At 67.8% G+C, this 18,065-nt stretch carries 23 protein-coding genes; 21 read left to right on the forward strand and 2 right to left on the reverse strand.

The window, feature by feature from the left end; all coding sequences use genetic code 11:
- Positions 1-10 precede the first annotated feature (10 nt).
- Positions 11-643 (reverse strand): S24 family peptidase, encoded by a 633-nt coding sequence (locus DS843_RS13290; RefSeq protein ID WP_149469374.1) that lies wholly within the window; start codon positions 641-643, stop codon positions 11-13.
- Positions 644-840: 197 nt separating this feature from the next.
- Between DS843_RS13290 and DS843_RS13295 the strand changes: the two genes are divergently transcribed.
- From DS843_RS13295 to DS843_RS13315, 5 genes are all read left to right on the forward strand, one after another.
- On the forward strand, positions 841-1,206 hold the full coding sequence (locus tag DS843_RS13295) for a hypothetical protein (RefSeq protein ID WP_149469375.1): 366 nt from the start codon (positions 841-843) through the stop codon (positions 1,204-1,206).
- Entirely contained in the window at positions 1,203-1,616 is a 414-nt protein-coding gene (locus tag DS843_RS13300) for a hypothetical protein (RefSeq protein ID WP_286192081.1), read from the forward strand. The genes DS843_RS13295 and DS843_RS13300 overlap by 4 nt, the downstream gene beginning before the upstream one ends.
- 59 nt (positions 1,617-1,675) lie before the next feature.
- Entirely contained in the window at positions 1,676-2,098 is a 423-nt protein-coding gene (locus DS843_RS31550; RefSeq protein WP_208852236.1) for a hypothetical protein, read from the forward strand.
- A 4-nt stretch (positions 2,099-2,102) separates the two neighbouring features.
- Positions 2,103-3,098 (forward strand): portal protein, encoded by a 996-nt coding sequence (locus DS843_RS13310; protein ID WP_475849115.1) that lies wholly within the window; start codon positions 2,103-2,105, stop codon positions 3,096-3,098.
- Between the two features lie 132 nt (positions 3,099-3,230).
- Positions 3,231-4,493, forward strand: coding sequence for a tyrosine-type recombinase/integrase (locus DS843_RS13315; RefSeq protein ID WP_149469376.1), 1,263 nt, complete (start codon positions 3,231-3,233; stop codon positions 4,491-4,493).
- 101 nt (positions 4,494-4,594) lie between these two features.
- Here the strand turns inward: DS843_RS13315 and DS843_RS13320 are convergent, their stop codons facing one another.
- The gene (locus DS843_RS13320) at positions 4,595-5,035 is read right to left on the reverse strand and encodes a hypothetical protein (RefSeq protein WP_149469377.1); all 441 of its coding nucleotides are present in this window, start codon (positions 5,033-5,035) and stop codon (positions 4,595-4,597) included.
- A gap of 675 nt (positions 5,036-5,710) precedes the next feature.
- Between DS843_RS13320 and DS843_RS13325 the strand changes: the two genes are divergently transcribed.
- The 16 genes from DS843_RS13325 (at position 5,711) to DS843_RS13400 (ending at position 18,022) form a co-directional block, all read left to right on the forward strand.
- The gene (locus DS843_RS13325; protein WP_149469378.1) at positions 5,711-5,917 is read left to right on the forward strand and encodes a hypothetical protein; all 207 of its coding nucleotides are present in this window, start codon (positions 5,711-5,713) and stop codon (positions 5,915-5,917) included.
- The gene (locus DS843_RS13330) at positions 5,907-6,716 is read left to right on the forward strand and encodes a hypothetical protein (protein WP_149469379.1); all 810 of its coding nucleotides are present in this window, start codon (positions 5,907-5,909) and stop codon (positions 6,714-6,716) included. The genes DS843_RS13325 and DS843_RS13330 overlap by 11 nt, the downstream gene beginning before the upstream one ends.
- A 141-nt stretch (positions 6,717-6,857) precedes the next feature.
- Positions 6,858-7,661: a hypothetical protein gene (locus tag DS843_RS13335; protein ID WP_149469380.1), complete on the forward strand. Its 804-nt coding sequence runs from the start codon at positions 6,858-6,860 to the stop codon at positions 7,659-7,661.
- Between the two features lie 30 nt (positions 7,662-7,691).
- Complete coding sequence (locus tag DS843_RS13340; protein ID WP_286192082.1) at positions 7,692-7,985, forward strand: hypothetical protein; 294 nt, start codon at positions 7,692-7,694, stop codon at positions 7,983-7,985.
- A 2-nt stretch (positions 7,986-7,987) separates the two neighbouring features.
- Entirely contained in the window at positions 7,988-8,170 is a 183-nt protein-coding gene (locus DS843_RS13345) for a hypothetical protein (protein WP_149469381.1), read from the forward strand.
- Positions 8,171-8,172: 2 nt separating this feature from the next.
- Positions 8,173-8,472: a hypothetical protein gene (locus DS843_RS13350; protein ID WP_149469382.1), complete on the forward strand. Its 300-nt coding sequence runs from the start codon at positions 8,173-8,175 to the stop codon at positions 8,470-8,472.
- Positions 8,472-10,919, forward strand: a complete 2,448-nt coding sequence (locus tag DS843_RS13355; RefSeq protein ID WP_149469383.1) for a DUF927 domain-containing protein — start codon at positions 8,472-8,474, stop codon at positions 10,917-10,919. Before DS843_RS13350 ends, DS843_RS13355 begins: the two co-directional genes overlap by 1 nt.
- Positions 10,912-11,205, forward strand: a complete 294-nt coding sequence (locus DS843_RS13360) for a hypothetical protein (protein ID WP_149469384.1) — start codon at positions 10,912-10,914, stop codon at positions 11,203-11,205. Before DS843_RS13355 ends, DS843_RS13360 begins: the two co-directional genes overlap by 8 nt.
- Positions 11,206-11,351: 146 nt before the next feature.
- Positions 11,352-12,593: a phage portal protein gene (locus tag DS843_RS13365; protein WP_149469385.1), complete on the forward strand. Its 1,242-nt coding sequence runs from the start codon at positions 11,352-11,354 to the stop codon at positions 12,591-12,593.
- The gene (locus DS843_RS13370) at positions 12,586-14,154 is read left to right on the forward strand and encodes a phage major capsid protein (RefSeq protein ID WP_149469386.1); all 1,569 of its coding nucleotides are present in this window, start codon (positions 12,586-12,588) and stop codon (positions 14,152-14,154) included. The genes DS843_RS13365 and DS843_RS13370 overlap by 8 nt, the downstream gene beginning before the upstream one ends.
- Positions 14,155-14,167: 13 nt before the next feature.
- Entirely contained in the window at positions 14,168-14,617 is a 450-nt protein-coding gene (locus DS843_RS13375; RefSeq protein WP_149469387.1) for a hypothetical protein, read from the forward strand.
- An 8-nt stretch (positions 14,618-14,625) separates the two neighbouring features.
- Complete coding sequence (locus tag DS843_RS13380; RefSeq protein ID WP_149469388.1) at positions 14,626-15,231, forward strand: head-tail connector protein; 606 nt, start codon at positions 14,626-14,628, stop codon at positions 15,229-15,231.
- Positions 15,232-15,235: 4 nt separating this feature from the next.
- Positions 15,236-15,586: a hypothetical protein gene (locus DS843_RS13385; RefSeq protein WP_149469389.1), complete on the forward strand. Its 351-nt coding sequence runs from the start codon at positions 15,236-15,238 to the stop codon at positions 15,584-15,586.
- A gap of 154 nt (positions 15,587-15,740) precedes the next feature.
- On the forward strand, positions 15,741-15,932 hold the full coding sequence (locus DS843_RS32035) for an HNH endonuclease signature motif containing protein (protein WP_353618353.1): 192 nt from the start codon (positions 15,741-15,743) through the stop codon (positions 15,930-15,932).
- A gap of 87 nt (positions 15,933-16,019) precedes the next feature.
- The gene (locus tag DS843_RS13395) at positions 16,020-16,418 is read left to right on the forward strand and encodes a phage terminase small subunit P27 family (protein WP_149469391.1); all 399 of its coding nucleotides are present in this window, start codon (positions 16,020-16,022) and stop codon (positions 16,416-16,418) included.
- A 2-nt stretch (positions 16,419-16,420) separates the two neighbouring features.
- A complete protein-coding gene (locus tag DS843_RS13400; protein WP_149469392.1) occupies positions 16,421-18,022 on the forward strand; it encodes a terminase large subunit in 1,602 nt (533 codons plus the stop codon).
- Positions 18,023-18,065 lie beyond the last annotated feature (43 nt).

The raw sequence follows: 18,065 nt of genomic DNA on the forward strand, positions 1-18,065 counted from the left end.
GGTCCGGCGCCTACTGGCTCGCCCAGACGATGCGCGCCATCCAGGCAACGTCGGCGCGTGGGATGCTGCGGTCCGGATGGGCGCGGTTGATGGACATCAACTCGACCTTGGTGGCGGTCTCGCGGACGAGTTGCTTGGCCATCACCTCTCCGCCCTTGGTGCGGACCACGACGCGGTCGTTGCGCCGGATCTGCGCGGCAGGGGACACGATGATGGTGTCGCCGTCCCGATAAACCGGGTCCATGCTGTCGCCCGCGATCTCCAGGGCGTAGGCGTGCGGATCGCCGATGCTGGGGAACAAAAGCTCATCCCAGCCGATGCCCGAGGGGAAGCCGGCGTCGTCGAAGAAACCTGCGTTGCCCGCCTGCGCGTAGCCGATGACCGGCACCCGCTGGAGCGATCCGGCGCCCGCGGCATCGCCGACGAGGCTGACGAATTCCGACAGCGACGCCCCCGTCGCCTCCAGAACCTTGGACACGCTTTCCGTCGAGGGCCAGCGGAGCTTTCCGTCGCCGGTGGTCCGCTTGCTCTTGTTGAAGGTCGTCGGATCGAGTCCCGCGCGCCGCGCGAGCCCGGAGGCCGACAGCCCGTGCTGGGCCGCGAGGCGGTCGATCGCCCGCCAGATGTCCGCATGTTTCAACATGGGAGGATAATCACATAAACAGGTCGGCCCGTCCCTAGGAACCTATTCATATTTCCCTTGACGAAGGAATGTGAACAGTACATAACGTGAACAAGTGTTCGCCAGCCGCGCGTGCCGCGGCCCATCCGGCGCTCCGCCCGAGAGCGAAGCTGCGCCTGCGAACGCACAAGCTGCAATTCCCGAGGGAGACCCCACGCATGGCCCTTCACCGCAACACGTCCATGGTCCTGTCCGACGCCCCCGGGGAGCCGTTCGGCAGCGCGGAGGAGGCGTGGTTCTGGTCGGTCCAGGCGCAGGACGCCAAGGCCGCGGGCGCGCGCATCACCGCCGGGCGCGGGCTGGTCCAGCGCCCCTGCGAGCCCACCGACGTGCTGCGCGCGGTGGACCGGCTGTACCGCAGCCGCCTGCTGATCCGCGATCATTTGCTCGTCCTGGTGCATTACGGGCGCCGCCTGATGGCGCCGGACCCCGCGCGCCACCGCGAGCAGCGCGCCCACACCCTGTGGCGGGAGGCGTTCGACCGGCTCCACCCGGTGCTGCGCCAGAAGGGCATCGTGCAGTGAGCGGGCCTGAGCCCCAGCCGTCGCTGGCCGGAACGGACGCGCCGCGGATCTGGGTGGTCTTCCGGGGCGAGGCGGAGCTGTGGTGGCTGCGCCTGCTGAAGCCGGGGTTCCGCCACTGCTTCGCGCTGCTGCACGACGGGCGCCACTGGGTCGTCGTCGATCCGCTGTCCCCCTTCACCGACGTGTCGGTCCTCGACCTGCCCACCGCCTTCGACCTGCCGGGCTGGTACCGCGGCATGGGCATGGCGGTGGCCCCGGCGCCGGTGCGGCGCGGCCTGACCCGTCCGGCCCCCTGGGGACCCTTCACCTGCGTGGAGGCGGTCAAGCGCCTGCTGGGGCTGCACGCACCCGGCGTTCTGACTCCCTGGCAGCTCTACCGGCGCCTGACGCGGACCGTCGCCGCGGCCTGACCCGCGCCGCCTTTTTCTGAACGAGCGCCCTTTTCGAAACGAGCAAGGAAGAACCGCCCATGGCGAACCTGTTCAAGGCGCCCCGGCCCGCGCCGGAGCCTGCGCCGCCCCCCGCTCCTGCACCGGCACCGGTCCCGGCCCCGGAGCCCCCGCCGCAGCCGGCGCCGGTCCCGGAACCGGTGGTGCCCGCTCCGGTGGAACCCCCGGCGCCGGTCCCCACCACGGCTCCCTGGTGGAGCGCCCCCCCCGAAGCGATGCCGGCACCGGTGCCGGAGCCCGCAGCACCGGCGGTGCAGCCGCCCGCGTCCGACCCCGCTCCCCAGACCCCGGCCGCGGAGGCGGAAAAGGACCCGGCCAAGGCCGCCGAGGCGCTGGTCCAGCGGCGCAACCGCGGACGGGCGGGCACGGTTCAGACCTCCTGGCGGGGGGCGCTGGACGCCGGGGCGCTCGTGCCGCTGCGCAAGCGCCTGCTGGGGGAGTGAGGCCATGAGTGAGACCATCAGCGACACCTCGCACGGACACCGCAAGGGGGGAGCCGCCCACCCTCCGCGGAAGGAGCCGGCCAGCGATGGGGCGGAGCGGTTGCTGGAGCGCTACCGGGCGGCGCGGGAGCGCCGGTCGGTCTGGGAAAGCCACTGGCAGGAATGCTACGACCACGCCCTTCCCAACGGGCAGCCCTTCCGGGGCGGCGGCAATCCCGGCGAACGGCGGGTGGACCGGCTGTTCGACGGCACCGCGCCGGACGCGGTGGAGCAGCTCGCCGCCAGCCTGCTGGCCGAACTCACCCCGCCCTGGTCGCGCTGGTTCGGGCTCCAGCCCGGTCCCTCCCTGCCGGACGGGGAGCGCGACCGCGTGGCCCCGATGCTCGACCGCGCGGCCGGGATCGTCCAGGCCCACTTCGACCGCTCCAACTTCGCGGTGGAGATCCATCAGGCCTTCCTCGATCTGGTGACGGTGGGCACCGCCTGCCTGCTGATGGAGGAGGCCCCGCCGGGCGGAGCGTCCAGCCTGCGCTTCACCGCCGTGCCGCTGGCCGAGGCGGTGCTGGAGGAGGGCGCCGACGGGCGGCTGGACGGCACCTTCCGGCGCAGCGAAGCGACCCTGGCCCAGATCGAGCGGCGCTTCCCCGGCGCCGCCGTCCCGGACGAGGTGCGCCGGCGCGGCACGGAGGAGCCGGACAGCCGCTTCCCGCTGGTCGAGGCGGTTCTGCCGGACGGGCTGGCCTACCGCTGGACGGTGGTTCTGGACAGCGGGTTGACCGATCCCCGCACGCTGGCCGAGGGCCGCTTCGCGCAATCGCCCTTCGTCAATTTCCGATGGCTGAAGGCGCCCGGGGAAACCTATGGCCGCTCGCCGGTGATGAAGGCGCTGCCGGACATCAAGACCGCCAACAAGGTGGTGGAACTGGTGCTGAAGAACGCCTCCGTGGCCGTCACCGGCATCTGGCAGGCTACCGATTTATATTTTCCGGTGTTTGCGTGAGCCTCCCCGGATTAGCTAGGCACGTTGATTCTCCTCAGTTTTCGGCGGAAGAGTAGGGCACCGGCGCGCCGGGAAAACTCGCGCATTTTCCACCGCCTGCTTACGCAGTGCTTACTTGAGGGGCCGCAATCCATGCCGAGGATCACAAAGAAGCTGGTCGATACCCTGGTGCCGAGCGGGCGCGACGGGGTTGTGTGGGATGACGAGTTGAGCGGGTTCGGTATCCGCATCACCGCCGCTGGGGTGAAGTCCTACGTGGTGCAGTACCGCATTGCCGGCCGGTCCCGCCGGATGACGGTTGCCCGGCATGGGGTGATGACGCCAGACGAGGCGCGGAAGGAGGCCCGCCTGTTGCTCGCTGAGGTGGCCCGTGGTGTGGACCCGGCCGAGCGGCGCGACCAACAGAGGCACGACCTCACCGTTGCCGATCTGTGCGACCTCTACGTCTCCGAGGGCATGACGACCAAGAAGCCGTCCACCATCGCCAGCGACCGGGGGAAGATCGCCCGGCATATCAAGCCGCTGTTGGGCAAGCGGTTGGTGCGCTCCATCACCCGCGCCGACATCGAACGGTTCCAGGCCGACGTTGCCGCCGGCAAGACCGCGGCGGACATCAAAGGCGGGTTCAAGTCCCGCTCTATCGTGACCGGCGGCCGGGGCACCGCTACCCGCACGCTGGGGCTGCTGTCGGGCATCTTCCAGTTTGCGGTGAACCGCAACATGCGGCCCGACAACCCGGTGCGCGGCGTCAAGAAGTTCGCCGGGACAAAGTGCGAGCGGTTCCTGTCCCCGGCCGAGATGGCGCGACTCGGGAAGGCTCTGGCCGATCTGGCGGACGAGGGCGTGAACCCGGTGGCCGTGAACGTGGTGCGGCTGCTGGCGCTCACCGGCTGCCGGCGGGGAGAAATCACCGGCTTGCGCTGGGGGTGGGTGGATTGGGACCGGGCCTGCATCCGGTTCCCCGACTCAAAGACGGGCGCCAAGGTGGTGCCGCTGGGCGCCGCCGCGCTGGAGCTGCTGACGGAGATGCACAGCGAGGACAGCGCCGGCCCGGTGTTCCCTGGCCGCAGCGTTACAGGCTCCACCACCGCCGTGTGGAAGGTGTGGGACGCTGCCCGTGAGCGCGCCAAGCTGCCCGACGTGCGCATTCACGACCTGCGGCACAGCTTCGCCAGCGTTGGCGCGTCGGGCGGTGACAGTCTGGTGGTGATCGGTGCCTTGCTCGGGCATCGGGACACCACCACCACCGCCCGTTATGCCCACCTTTCCAACGATCCGCTGAAGGCTGCGGCCGACCGCATCGCGGGGAACATAGCCGCAGCAATGAAGGGCGAGACTGGGAACGTGGTGCCGTTGCAGCCGGGGGCGAAGCGGAAGCGTGCAGGTGGCGTCTGATTTCCGGGGTAACCGAGGTAACCGGGGTAACCGCCAGCGTTTTCAAGGAGTTCAGCGGTTACCCCGCGCCAAGGTAGCGGGGTAACCGGGGTAACCGGCAATCACTCTGCCGGGCGAAGCGCAACGGTAGCGCTCGTGGTTTCCGCTCGCGCGGCCAACTTGTCCGCCATCTCTTTAGAGACGATCCCACACCACGCGGCGATATCGTCGCGGCGCTGGAGTCCTGCCCGGTCAATCAGCTTGCGCGTGTACCCGTTCGACCGCCGGCCGGTGCGGATGGCAACGGCGACCTTGCCCGGCTCTGGCACCAGATCGGCCGGCACCGCCAGCGGCCCCCATCTCACATCTTCGTTCGTGGCCCGCATCGCCAGCGAGCGGAGCACCTTGTGCAACGGTTCCCCGGCGCGGGTCCGCGTGGCGATTTCCCGCAACGCGCCGTGGGCGTGCTCAGGGGCGAGGATGTTGACCTGTCGGACGCCGTGCGTCTCTAGAGACGCCTTCCAACGGGCTTGGCGGGTTGTGACGGTGTTCGTGTCGAGCATGGCGAGCCTGTCTCTAGAGACGCTGTTCCCGCAGCATGTAGGCGTCTCTAGAGACGGGCAAGGACAACCCCTTGACGAGCGTGAACGAATATGGAACGAATGTGCCCGACATCGCCCGAAGTGTATCCAGCCCGCCCGGTCCTGCCGTGGCGGGCTTTATGCGTCTGGGGCGATGTTGTCTGTCCACCGAATGGGAGCGTCAGCATCCCAACGGACGCCTGGGCGGCCACTGTTCACGAATTCAAACCCTTCGCGTTCAAGTGTCATCTGAAGCCGGCGGATCGTCTCGCCGCGACTGTCGGCGCCGTTCTCAAACCGGCTGATGGCGGTGAAGGACACGGGGGTTCCGGCTGCCTTCGCGGCTGCTGAAAGCTCCCTGATGCCCCACCCTCGAACGACACGGGCAGCTCGGATTTGCTCGCGCGTGATCATTGCCGGCCAATACCTCTAATTTGCTATCGCTGTGATCTTATCAGCCTATGGGGATGCCGAAAAGGGTATCCGTTATACTTTGGCGCTTGACCGTAATGGCTATCACAGATAGCGTTTAAGGCATCGGCTGATGCTGCTGCGCATTCTGTGATGATGGCGGCTTGGCTTAGATGCAAAAAGGCCGGGAGCGGCTGCAACCCGCTACCCGGCCCGTGACCAACCCTGAGTCTGGAGAACCCGGAAATGGCTGTTTCCGAGAATACCACCCTCTTGCCTCTCGCGCACCTGCCGCGCGCTACGCTTGAAGCCATAGTCGAGCTGGCGCTCGCTGAGATGGACCGCCGCGACGGCGACCCCGACCGGGAAGAGAACGGCGATGCCGAATGGGACGTTGCCGACGTGGAACACGCGGCCTGGGCCGCCGGCGGGGAGGTGCGCTATGTCGCGTAACGTCTCTCGCCGCCTGCTGCTCACCGGCACTGCCGCCGCTCCGATAGCCGCTGGCGCTGCCGCCCTGGCCGACACCCCGCAAGACCGGGACGCGGCGATGCTGACGGCGTTCCGCCAGTGGCGGGAAGCCTGCGCCATCTGCCTGGAGAGCGACGACTACAACGAGGCGGCCGACAAGGCGGAGCGGAAGGCGAGCGACTTCCTGGCCGACGCGCCCGTCCACGGTGCGGCTGGCGCGGTGGTGAAGCTGGCGTTCCTGGCGTACGGGGCGAGCGACCACTACGGCTACGCCCACCCGGAGCACCCGGCCGTCCGCACCATGGAGTCGCTGAAGGCATCCATCCCCAACCTGTCCCCGGAGCTGTCAGCGGCGATCAGCCTGACCGTCGAGGAAACCGCCAGCATCATGGAACTGTGGTCGAACGATAGCCGCGCCCGCTATGAAAGCGAGAAGCTGGCGAAGGAGTGGAAGACCTACGACCGCATCTTCAAGGAGACGAACGCCTACGACGAGGAAGAGAAGAACCGGAAGCGGAGCCTAGCGGAGCCGCGTGGGCCTGATGGACTGTCCAAGAGCGAGGGCACGTTCATGCGCTACTTCCTAGAGGTGACGGAAGAGGACAAGCGCGATTTGGTGGACTCTATGGACCTGATGCTATTGGGCCTGCGCGTTCACAGGGCGCTCAAAGCCCTGGTCGCGAAGAACGACATTGCGGCGGGGTCCTTGAAGATCCTGGAGGACGACTTCCGCGAGGCGGACGACGGCGGCCCCGGTACGGCCCTGGTAGCCGCAGCCTGAACCCGAGGGGGCCGGTTCCACCGGCCCCCCTTGTCATGCTCGGGAAAAGCCGGGAATACGAAAAGTGACGGCGGTCTCTTTTCCTGGTTGACGCAGATAAGTGACCGCCGTACCTTCTTGGCATGAGGGAGAGGGTGACCCATGCCGTTTGATTTCGACCGACCGCAGTTCAGCACCCAAGAGCTATTGGCGTGCGTACCGAGCCTGACCCACGACAGCTTCAAGCAGTGGCTGAAGCGAAACGTTTTGTCATTGAGTGTTGGCGAGAGCATCGGCAAAGGGCGCCGGCCGCAGTACAACGGAACCGACGTGATCCAAGTCGGCGCCGCTTACGAGCTATCCCGCCTCATATCGAACACCTCCAAAATTCCTTTCATCTGGCGGATGGTGATCTTTCCGCGTGTCGTGGCGTGGATGACCGGGCTTGCGGAGTACGAGCCGCGCGACGTGAGCGCCTTTATGATGCTTCACCCGGTCACTGGTGACGTTCACGCTTGGCGCTTCTCTGAGTCCACCACCGAGGGTGATGGGCCGCTTAACGAGCCAGAAACGCCTGACGCCCTGATCCTCTTCCGAATTGACCGCTTCATCGGCCGCATGATCCAGCGAATGGAGCGCGTAAAGGCTGGCCTGCCGGCAGTGGAGCCGATCAAGGTCAAGACTGATGAAGAAGCGGAGATGGAATACCTAGAGCAAATGGGCGCGCTCGGCAAAGACGAAGAGGGGCGCCGCATTCTGGTTGGGTTGAGCTTTGAGGAAACGGAAGAGTACTTTCGGGTTTTGAATAGGCAGATGGAACACCGCGGCTCGGACGGTCTTGCCCCTTACGCATCATGGGATGAAAAAGACCAAGAGTCCGAACGGTATATGGAACTGCACGACAAGCATGAGCGGGCGCGTCTAGCCGGGATCTTCAATCGGATGGAAGGCCAAGCGGATCTTTAAGGCCGCCCCCTAAACCAAGGAGCACATAGTATGACTGATCTGGAAGCGCGGCTGAGTCCGCAAGCGCCCGAACTTTGCCTGCCGCCGGCCCTGCGCAAGCCGCGCCTGCGCCGTTGGGAGGCGAGCGAATACTTGGAGATCGCCCACGGCATCACCATCGCTCCCGCCACTCTGGCGAAGTACGCCTCGCTGGGCGGTGGCCCGGCCTTCAACAAGGGGATGGGTCGGACGCCGCTCTACCCTAAGGACGAGTTGGACCGTTGGGCGACGGAGCGTCTCGGCAAGCTGATGCGCAGCACCAGCGACACGGGCATGGAGGGCTGACCATGCGCAACGCTGCCGACGCCTACCGCCAGTCCGATCCCGACTTCAACCGCAACTTCCGTCGCGGCTATCGCTGGAGCGAGATGGCTCGCCCGGCTCGCCCGATGGTGATCCCGCCCAAGTCGCTCGACCAACTCGCCGCCGAGGTGGCGCACTTTTGGCGGGCCGAAACCGGGAGGGCCTGACGATGACCGGGACCCGCCTCGACTTCGACCGGATCAACCGCGCTGCTGTCGCCGCCCTGCCGGCACTGCTGGCGCGCTGGCTGCCGGGCGGCAGACGAGAGGGGCACGAGTACGTCGCCGTCAACCCGCGCCGCGCCGACCGCCGGCCGGGGAGCTTCCGAATCAACATGAACACCGGCAAGTGGGCCGACTTCGCCACCGATGACCGCGGCGGGGACGTGGTGTCGCTCGCTGCCTACCTGGGGGGCATCTCGCAGTTGGAGGCCGCCCGCGCAATCGCTGAAATGCTTGGGGTTCGCTGATGCCTGACACCAACCACATGTTCGCGCCGCTGTCGGCTGAAGAACTGTCCGCGGCGACCCCATCGGGCACGGCACCCAAGGGCGGAGGCAAGGTGCCGATCACCCCGGTTCCGGCCGGCGCTCCACCGATGCGCTTCAGACACCCCAAGTATGGCGAGCCGACGCAGAAGTGGGCCTATCACGACGCAGCCGGCCATCTGATGTTCTATGTCGCCCGGTTCGACTTCACGACCGAGGACGGCACGCCCGACAAGGACGTGCTGCCGATCACCTTCTGTGACCTGGGCGAAGGCCGGCGCGGCTGGCGCTCGAAGGGCATTCCCGATCCGCGCCCGCTCTACAAGCTGCCCGACCTGATGGCCCGGCCTGACGCCCTGGTGATCGTCACCGAAGGCGAAAAGGCTTGCGACGCTGCGGCCGAGTTGTTCCCGGAGTTGGTCACCACCACGCCCATGCACGGGGCGAAGTCGCCGCACAAGACGGACTGGACGCCGCTCGCCGGCCGGAAGGTGGTGATCTGGCCGGATCATGACGAAGCCGGCGCGGCCTTCGCTGCCGAGGTGGTGCGGCTCGCAACGGAGGCTGGCGCCGCCAGCGTGGCCGTGGTTCAGCTCCCGTCCGACTGGCCGCACGCCTGGGATGTTGCCGACCCGCTGCCCGCTGGTGTCGCCCCGGCCGACCTCTACCTCATGGTGGAGGCTGCCAAGACGTGGCAGACGGCACCAGCGCAGGACGCGGGTGGGATGGCGCCGCCCCCGGTCACTGGTGGCTTCATGCTGCGCCCCAACGGGCTGTTCTTCCGCGACCCTGACCCCGAGAAAGACGACCTCCTGCTGTCCGGCCCGTTCGAGGTGGTGGCAGAGACGCGCGATACCGCCGGCAGCAATTGGGGCGTGCTGCTGAGGTGGAAGGATCACGATGGCCGCGAGCACGAATGGGCAATGCCTCGCGCTCTGCTGGCCGGCGACGGGACTGATTTCCGCCGGACCCTGCTCGACGGCGGGCTGTTCGTCGCTCCCGGCCGGAAGGCCCGCGAGATGCTGACCGCCTACCTTGCCAGCGTCCGTGTGAAGGCACGTGCGACCTGCGTTGACCGCACGGGCTGGCATGGCCGCGTCTACGTGTCGGCTGGCCGCTCATACGGCGATACCAAGGGCGAGCGCGTGCTGTTGCAGTCTGCCGGCGCCGCAACGGACACGAAGCCGCGCGGCACGTTCGAGGGGTGGCAGTCCGAGGTGGCCGCGCTGGCTGTGGGCAACAGCCGCCTTTCCTTTGCCCTATCTGCTGCCTTCGCCGGGCCACTGCTGTACCTGCTGAACGCCGAGTCGGGCGGGCTTCACTTCCGCGGTGCATCGTCTATCGGCAAGTCCAGCACCTTGTATGTGGCCGCGTCCGCCTGGGGGTGTCCGGTCCACAACTGGCGCGCCACCGACAACGCGGCCGAAGCACTCGCCCGAGCGGCCAACGATGCGCTGCTGTGCCTGGACGAGATGGGGCAGGGCGACGGCCGGGCGGTGGATGCCATGGGCTACATGCTGTCCAACGGCGCCGGCAAGGCCCGCATGAACAAGGATACCAGCGCCCGCCCGGTGACGACATGGCGCGTGCTGTTCGTGTCCACTGGCGAAATCGGCTTGGCTGAGAAGGTGGCCGAGACCGGGCGTAAGACCAAGGCCGGACAGGAAGTCCGCATCCTCGACATTCCCGCCGACGCTGGCGCCGGGCTGGGCGCGTTCGAGAACCTGCACGGCTCGCCGGACGGGGACAGCTTCGCCCGCCGCGTCCGGCTGGCGACGGAGACGCACCGCGGTCACGCTGCGCACACCTTCCTCGAACGCATCACCTCTGCCGACTTTGACGAGCTGGCGGAAGCTTTGCGCGCCGGCTGTGAGCGGTGGAAGGCCAGCTATCTGCCGAAGGGATGCGACGGGCAGGTGCAGCGGGCAGCCGGCCGCTTCGCCTTGATCGCCGCTGCCGGTGAGCTGGCCGCAGCCATGGGCATTCTGCCTTGGCCGGAAGGCGAGGCGATGCGTGGTGCGGCGGCCTGCTTCAACGCATGGCTGGAGGCGCGCGGCGGCAAGGGTCCGGCTGAGGTGGCGCAGGGGATTGCACAGGTGCGTGCGTTCCTCGAAGCGAACGGCATGAGCCGGTTCCAGGCTGTCTGGTCCGACGACGACGCCGAAACCCGCCCTGTCGCGGGGCGTGTCGGCTTCCGCCGCAAGGACGAGAGCGGCCGGTGGGAGTTCTTCGCCATGGCCGAGGGCTTCAAGGAAATCACGAAGGGCTTTAACGCAAAGACCCTGGCGGCCGAGCTGGTCAAGGCCCGCATGTTGGATGCCGCGTCGGACGGCAAGTCGCAGAAGAACATGAAGGTGCCGGGGCATGGACAGATGAAGCTTTATCACTTCCCTGCCGCTGCCATCGAAGGCGGGGGTGAACATGCGTGACCTGTTCGCCGCATGGGCGGTTACCCCGGCCGGTTACCCCGGTTACCCCGCGCCGGAAGCGCAAGGTAACCGGAAAAACCATAATAAAATCAACGCTGTTACCCCGGTTACCCCGGTTACCCCGCAAAACGACCAACGTCCGCCTGCACACGTCCGAGACGAACAGGACATGCGGGACGACTTCGAGGAACTGGCCGCCCGGCTGGAGTTTCAATGCGGCATGAGTCGGGCCGATGCTGAGCGGCAGGCTTGGGTTGAGGTTTTCGGCCCCGCCCCGCGGAGCTAGAAGATTAGACGATGTGACAGTTGATTAACTTCGCCATCTCTCGAATATTCCAGCACATTTAATCCTTGTAGTTGTTTCTGCTTTTTGTGGACGAATAGGGGTGTAGGGGGCAAGTCTGCATCGTCTCCCACGCGGGAATTTGTACGATGCTGCATCGGCTTCGCTCTATGTTCGGCCTGGAAACGAAAGCGACCTCGACCTTTTCGGAGTTCGAGGCGCTTCTGTCTTCCCGTCGTCAGACCGCGGCCGGTGTGTCGGTCGGGCCGGAAGCGGCGATGCACTGTTCCCCCGCCTTCGCCTGCATCCGCATCATCGGCGAAACCGTCGAACAGGTGCCGCTCCACCTTTACCGCAAGCTCCCGGACGGGGGGCGCGAGCGTGTCACCGATCACCCGGCCGCGCGGCTGCTGAAGGCCCCCAACGAGTTCACGACGGCGGGCGAGTTCAAGCTGTTGCTGGGCACCCACCTTGCCGCCTATGGCAACGCCTACGCCTGGACCGGCCGGGATGATGCCGGCAACCCGGTGGAGGCAATCCCGCTCGATCCGCGCCGGGTGTCGGTCAAGCCCGATGATCTGACCATGGCGCCGCAGTACACCGTCACCGCCGGTAACGGCACGCAGCGCACCTACAGCCGCGCCGACGTGCTCCACGTCCGCGGCCCCGGCCTGGACGTGTACCGCGGCACCGCCCCGGTGGAGCTGGCGCGCGAAGCCATCGGGCTTTCCCTCACTCTGGAGAGCCATTGCGGTTCGCTGTTTGGCCGTGGCGCCAAGCCGTCCGGTGTCCTGAAGGTGAAGGGCAAGAAGTCCCCGGAAGCACTCGCCCGCATCCGCGCCCTGTTCTCGCAGTTCTACGGCGGTGCGGACGCCGAGCACCGCACGATGCTGCTGGACGAGGACACCGACTTCACGCAGGTGCAGTTGAACAGCGTGGACGCGCAAACGCTGGAGATGCGCCGGTTCCAGGTGGCGGAAATCTCCCGCTACTGGCGCATTCCGCTGTCCCTGCTGAACGACTTGGAGCGGGTGACGCACGCCAACGCCGAGTCGCTGGCGATGCAGTTCGTCCAGTTCACCATGCTCCCGGTGTTCCGCAGCATTTCGGACGCGCTGGCGCTGACCCTGCTGCGCCCGGAAGAGCGGGACGACCTCTTCTTCGATTGGGTGGTGGACGACTTCGTGCGCGCCGATCTGGCGACGCGGATGCAGGCATACGCCACCGGCATTTCGCATTCGATCCTGTCCCCGGACGAGGCGCGGCAGATGGAGAACCGGGGCCGCATCCCGGACGGCTCGGGCGCCACCTTCACCCGGCCGGTGAACGTCGGGGTGCAGCCGCCGGCCGGGGCCGCAGCCGTCCGCACAGAGGACACCGCCGATGCTTGAGGTGAAGGTCTCCCCCGAGGGCGAAGTGATCGGGTACGCCTCGCTTTGGGGCGGCCCCGCCGACGCGGTGAACGACATCGTGCAGCCGGGCGCCTATCGCAACAGCCTCTCCACCGGCCTGCCGCTCATGCTGCGCGAGCACAAAGGCGCTCCTATTGGACAGTGGACCGACGCGACGGAAGACGACATCGGGCTGAAGGTCCGAGGGATTGTCACCGATGCGGCAACGCTGGCTGACCTGCGCACCGGGCGCCTGGACGGCCTGTCCATCGGCTTCATCGCCACCAAGGCCCACCGCGACACTGCCGGCCGGCGGGTGCTTGACGAGATGGACCTACGCGAAATCAGCATCGTGAAGCGCCCTGCGTCCAGCCGGGCGCGGGTGCTGTCCGTGAAGAGCTTCCCCCCGGCCGCTGGCGCGGCCCCCAACAGCGAGAGCATGACCATGGAAGACCAGACCACGGCCGCGCCCGACACCGGCACGACCGAGACCACCGAGACGAAGGGCGTGGACATCACCGCGGCTGTCACCGCCGCCCTGGCGCCCGTCACCACCCGCCTGGAGACCGTCGAGCGGATGCTTCGCCGTCCCGGCGGTGGCACGACGGCCGAGACGAAGAGCGGCCCCGCGCCCGAGGTGAAGGCGTTCAGCGAGTATCTGCGCTACGGCACCGCTGGCCTGGACGCCGTGGAGGTGAAGGCGCTCCGTCTGTCCGACGACGAGTCCGGCGGCTACCTCGCTCCGCCGGAGTTCGTGGCGGAGATCGACAAGAACCTCGTCCAGTTCTCGCCCATCCGCGGCATCGCCACCGTGCGCAACACCGCCCGCTCGGAAGCGCAGGTGCCGCGCCGCACGGGCGCCCCCACCGCGCATTGGGTGGAGGAAGACGACGACCGGCCGGAGACCGAGACGAAGTACGGCCTGGGCCGCTACCCGGTGAAGGAGATCGCCTGTTACATCGACGTGCCGCTCGCCCTGCTGGAAGACGCGGGCGTTGACGTGTCCGCCGAGCTGGCGATGGACCTTGCCGAAGAGTTCGGCCGGGCGGAGGGCGAGGCGTTCGTCACCGGCTCGGGCGTGGGCCGCCCCTTCGGCTTCATGAACGATGCCGACATCGGCTTCGTGAAGTCCGGGCACGCCTCGCAGGTGACGGCGGATGGCCTGATCGACCTGTTCCACGCCGTCCCGACCTTCTACCGCACCAACGGGGTGTGGGTGCTGAACTCCGCCACGCTGGGCGTGGTGCGCAAGCTGAAGGACGGCACCACGGGCCAATACCTGCTGATGACGCAGGGCATCGGCAACGCCCCCGTCACGACGCTGCTGGGCCGCCCGGTGATCGAGGCTCCCGACATGCCGGACGTGGCGGGCAACGCCTTCCCCATCGTCTTCGGCGACTTCGGGCAGGGGTACCGGGTGTTCGACCGCATCGGCACTTCGATCCTGCGCGACGACCTCACCCAGCGCACCAAGGGCAAGGTGCGGTTCCACGCGCGCAAGCGGGTGGCCGGCGGTGTGCGCAAGGCCGAAGCCCTGAAGAAGCTGAAGATCGCGGCGTAAGGAGGACCAGACCATGCGCGACCTGCACCACAACATCGGCACCGTCACCGCCATCCTGCCGCAGGCGATCACCACCGCCGGCGGCGCCGTCAACTCGGGCAACCTCGACCTGCTGGGGTTCGAGTCGGCGGAGTTCGTCGTCAGCGTCGGCACCAGCGGCGACACCCTGTCCGGCACGAACAAGCTGTCGGTCAAGATCGAGCACGCGCCCGATGACGACGGCTCGCCCGGCACCTATGCGCCCGTCGCCGCGGTCAACGTCCTGGGCGCCACGCCCGACGTGAACGGGGTGGTGCTGGTGGTGGACGATCCGGCCGAAGACGCGGTGACGCGCCGCTTCGGCTATGTCGGCTCCGGCCGGTTCCTGAAGCTGACCGTCACCCCGGCCGGCACCCACACCAACGGCACGCCCGTGTCGGCGGTGCTGGTGAAGGGCAACCCGCTCAAGGCACCCGTGGCTTGAGGCCCGCCATGCTGACCGTCATCACCCCTGCTGCCTCGCATGACCTGACCACCCTCGCCGCGGTAAAGGCCGAGCTTGCGGTGTCCGGTTCGGGTGATGACGCTTGGCTGGCGGACACCATCACCCGCACCAGCGCCACCGTCCGGCGCTGGTGCAACCGGGTGTTCGCCGCGGAGACGGTGCGGGAGACCTACCGCCTTGCCCGGCCGGTGCCCGAGCTGCTGTTGTCCCGGCTTTCCGTCGTCACCATCGCCAGCGTCACCGTGGACGGGAGCACGCTCGCCTCGACCGAATACGAGGCCGACACCGAGAAGGGCGTGCTCTACCACCTGGACAGCCGCCGCCGCTTCCTGTGCTGGTCCGCCGACGTGATCGAGGTGGAGTACACCGCGGGCTTCACGCTGCCCGGCGCTGTTGGTCGGACCCTGCCTGAGGATGTGGAGAAGGCCGTCATTGCCCTGGTGAAGGCTGCTTACTTCGCCCGTACCCGTGACCCGCTGGTGAAGTCCGAGAGCGTCGAGGGGGTGGGATCAACCGCCTATTGGGTTGGCGACGCCATGCCGCCGGACATTGCCGGGGCTCTGTCCGGCTACTGCCTGTCGGCCCTGGAGTGATCCCATGCAGCCAGAACGCCTTGCCCTGGAGCGAACCTTGTGGATCGGGGAGACGGTGACGCTCCGCCGCCGCATCGGCACCAGTTCCACCTTCGTGGATGTAGCCTGCCGCGCGGTGGTGCGCGGCTACAATCCGCGGGAGTTGATCGGCGGTATCGCGCAGAAGGACAGCAAAGTCATCATCTCGCCTGCGGAGATCGAGGCTTCCGGCTGGCCGGGCGCGGCGGGTGGCACCACCACCCCGCGCAAGGGCGACTTCGTTGTGATCCAGGGCACGGCCCGCGCCGTCGAAGTCGTCGGGCCGGTCTACGTCCGCGGCGAGCTGGTGCGCATCGAAATGCGCGTGATCGGGTGACGCCATGCCCTACGCCCCGCCCCGCCTGTGCCGCTGTGGCGCCCTGGTGCCTCATGGTCAACGGTGCCCGAGTTGCGCCAAGGCCAGCGAGAAGGCCCGCCCATCGGCCAGCGTGCGGGGCTACGGCACCGACTGGCGGAAGCTGAGGGACACCATGCCGAAGACGCCGTGTGCCATCTGCGGCGGACCATGGGAGCCGGGCATGCACCTGGACCACCGCGTGCCGCGTGCGGCTGGCGGGACCGACCACCCGTCGAACCTGCAATGGGTCCATCGGCGCTGCCACTCCGCCAAGACGGCGGGGCAGGACGGCGGATACGGCAACCGGAGGGCGCGAAGGGGATAGCGGTTTCGGAGTTTTCCGCCCTGGGGGATGGGACCGTGTGGGGGTCTTCTTCGAGACAGAACCGAATTGAGCAAATCGAGGTGTGGAATGCGTGGACGGAAACCGGAACTGAAGGCCATCGAGGGCGGGTTGTCCCGCCTGCCGCCCGCGCCGTCCTGGCTGCCGAAGGAGGGCAAGGACGAGTGGCGCCGCGTGGTGCCCGCGCTGAAGGAGCGGCGGACGATCACCAAGGCCGACCTCCCCATGCTGGAGGCGTACTGCCTCGCCGCCGGCACGGTGCGGCGAGCGCAGATCACCATTGCCACCGATGGCGACTACATCGCCACCGACAAGGGCGACAAGCGCCGGCACCCGGCTTTCCAGACGATGTTTCAGGCGCTCACCGAGTCCCGCCGGCTGGCCGCCGAACTTGGGCTGACGCCTGCCAGCCGGAACAAGGCGGCAGCGACGGAAACCGACGACGACCTAGCGGACTTGGACCTTTGATCGTGGCGACCAGCACCTATCCCGAATGGCTGTTCGACGGCAGCGAAATCCCCGACCCGATGGGCCACGGGGAGCGGGCCGTTTCGTTCCTGCGCCGTCTGCGGCACCCGAAATCGACGCTGCCCGGCCGGCAATTCCAACTCTATGACTTCCAAGAGCGGTTGGTGCGGCGCATCTACGGCCCGCGCCACCCGGATGGCCGGCGGATCGTGCGCAACGTCGTCATGCTGCTGCCGCGCGGCGGGCGGAAGACCAGCCTGGGCGCTGGGCTGGGGCTGCTGCACACCATCGGCCCGGAGCGGGTGCCCGGCGGGCTGGCGCTGTTCGCCGCGTCGGATCGGGAACAGGCGCGCATCGGGTTCGAGGAAGCCGCCGGCATCTGCCGGGAGGATGGCCGGATCGCCGACAAGCTGCGCTTCATCGACTACCGGCACCGGATCGAGCATCCGAAGAGCGGGTGCAGCCTGCGCGCCATCTCGTGCGACGCGGCCCGCAGTCATGGCACCACCCCGACATTCGCCCTGGTGGACGAGCTGCACGCATGGCCCAAGCGCGACCTGTGGGACGTGATCCGCACCGGCTTGGTGAAGGTGCCCGGCTCCCTGTCCGTCGTCATCACCACCGCCGGGCGCGGGCAACAGAACGTCGCCCACGACATCGTGGATTATGCCCGCCGGGTGGCGCGCGGCGAGGTGGACGACCCCGGCACGCTCCCGGTGCTGTTCGAGACCGCAGCCGATGCGGAATGGCGCGACGAACGGGTGTGGTTCCGGGCCAACCCCGGCTTGGTCCACGGCTTCCCCGACCTGGAGGGGCTACGCCAGCTTGCGCGCGAGGCGGAGAACCGGCCGGCGGATCGGGAAGCCTTCCGGCAACTGCACCTGAACGTGTGGCTCGACCACTCCACCGACCCGTTCGTTGACATGGCGGTGTACGACGCGGGCGCCGCGCCGCTCGACCTGGACGACCTGGCGCACGCCCCCTGCTGGCTGGGCGTGGACCTGTCCAGCAACAGCGACCTGACGGTGGTGGTGGCGTGCTGGCGGGTGGGCGACGGCTATGTGGTGCTGCCGCACTTCTTCTGCCCGAAGGACAACCTGCGCGGCCGACAGGACCGTGACGGCGTGCCCTACGTCCGCTGGGCCGAAGAAGGGCTGATCGAGCCGACGCCGGGCAACGTGGTGGACTTCCGCGCGGTGGAGGACTGCATCCGCGACCTATGCGACCGCTTCGACGTGCAGTCCATCGGCCTGGACCCGCACCTTGCCCGCTCGACCATCAACAACCTGACCGACGATGGCTTGCCGGCGGTGGAGGTGCGCCAAGGGTGGGTGACGATGGCCCCCGCTATCAAGGAACTGGAGCGGGCCATCATCGGGCGCCAGTTCCAGCACGGCGGGCATGAGGTGTTGCGCTGGTGCTTCGACAACATCCAGGTGGAGACCGACCGCGCCGGCAACCGGCTGTTCAGCAAGGGCAAGGCGCGCGAGCGGATCGACGGCGCCGTGGCGTGCGCCATTGCTGTATCGCTGGCGATGCACGGCGAGGGCGTGGGCGGCTCGATTTATGACCTCGACCTACCGGACGAAGCCTTCTTCGTTTAAACCCCGCCCTGCCGGACTTAGATTGGAAGTTGTGTGAGGTGCG

This window comes from Roseomonas genomospecies 6, from assembly GCF_008365375.1.
In the GTDB taxonomy this organism is placed as follows: domain Bacteria; phylum Pseudomonadota; class Alphaproteobacteria; order Azospirillales; family Azospirillaceae; genus Azospirillum.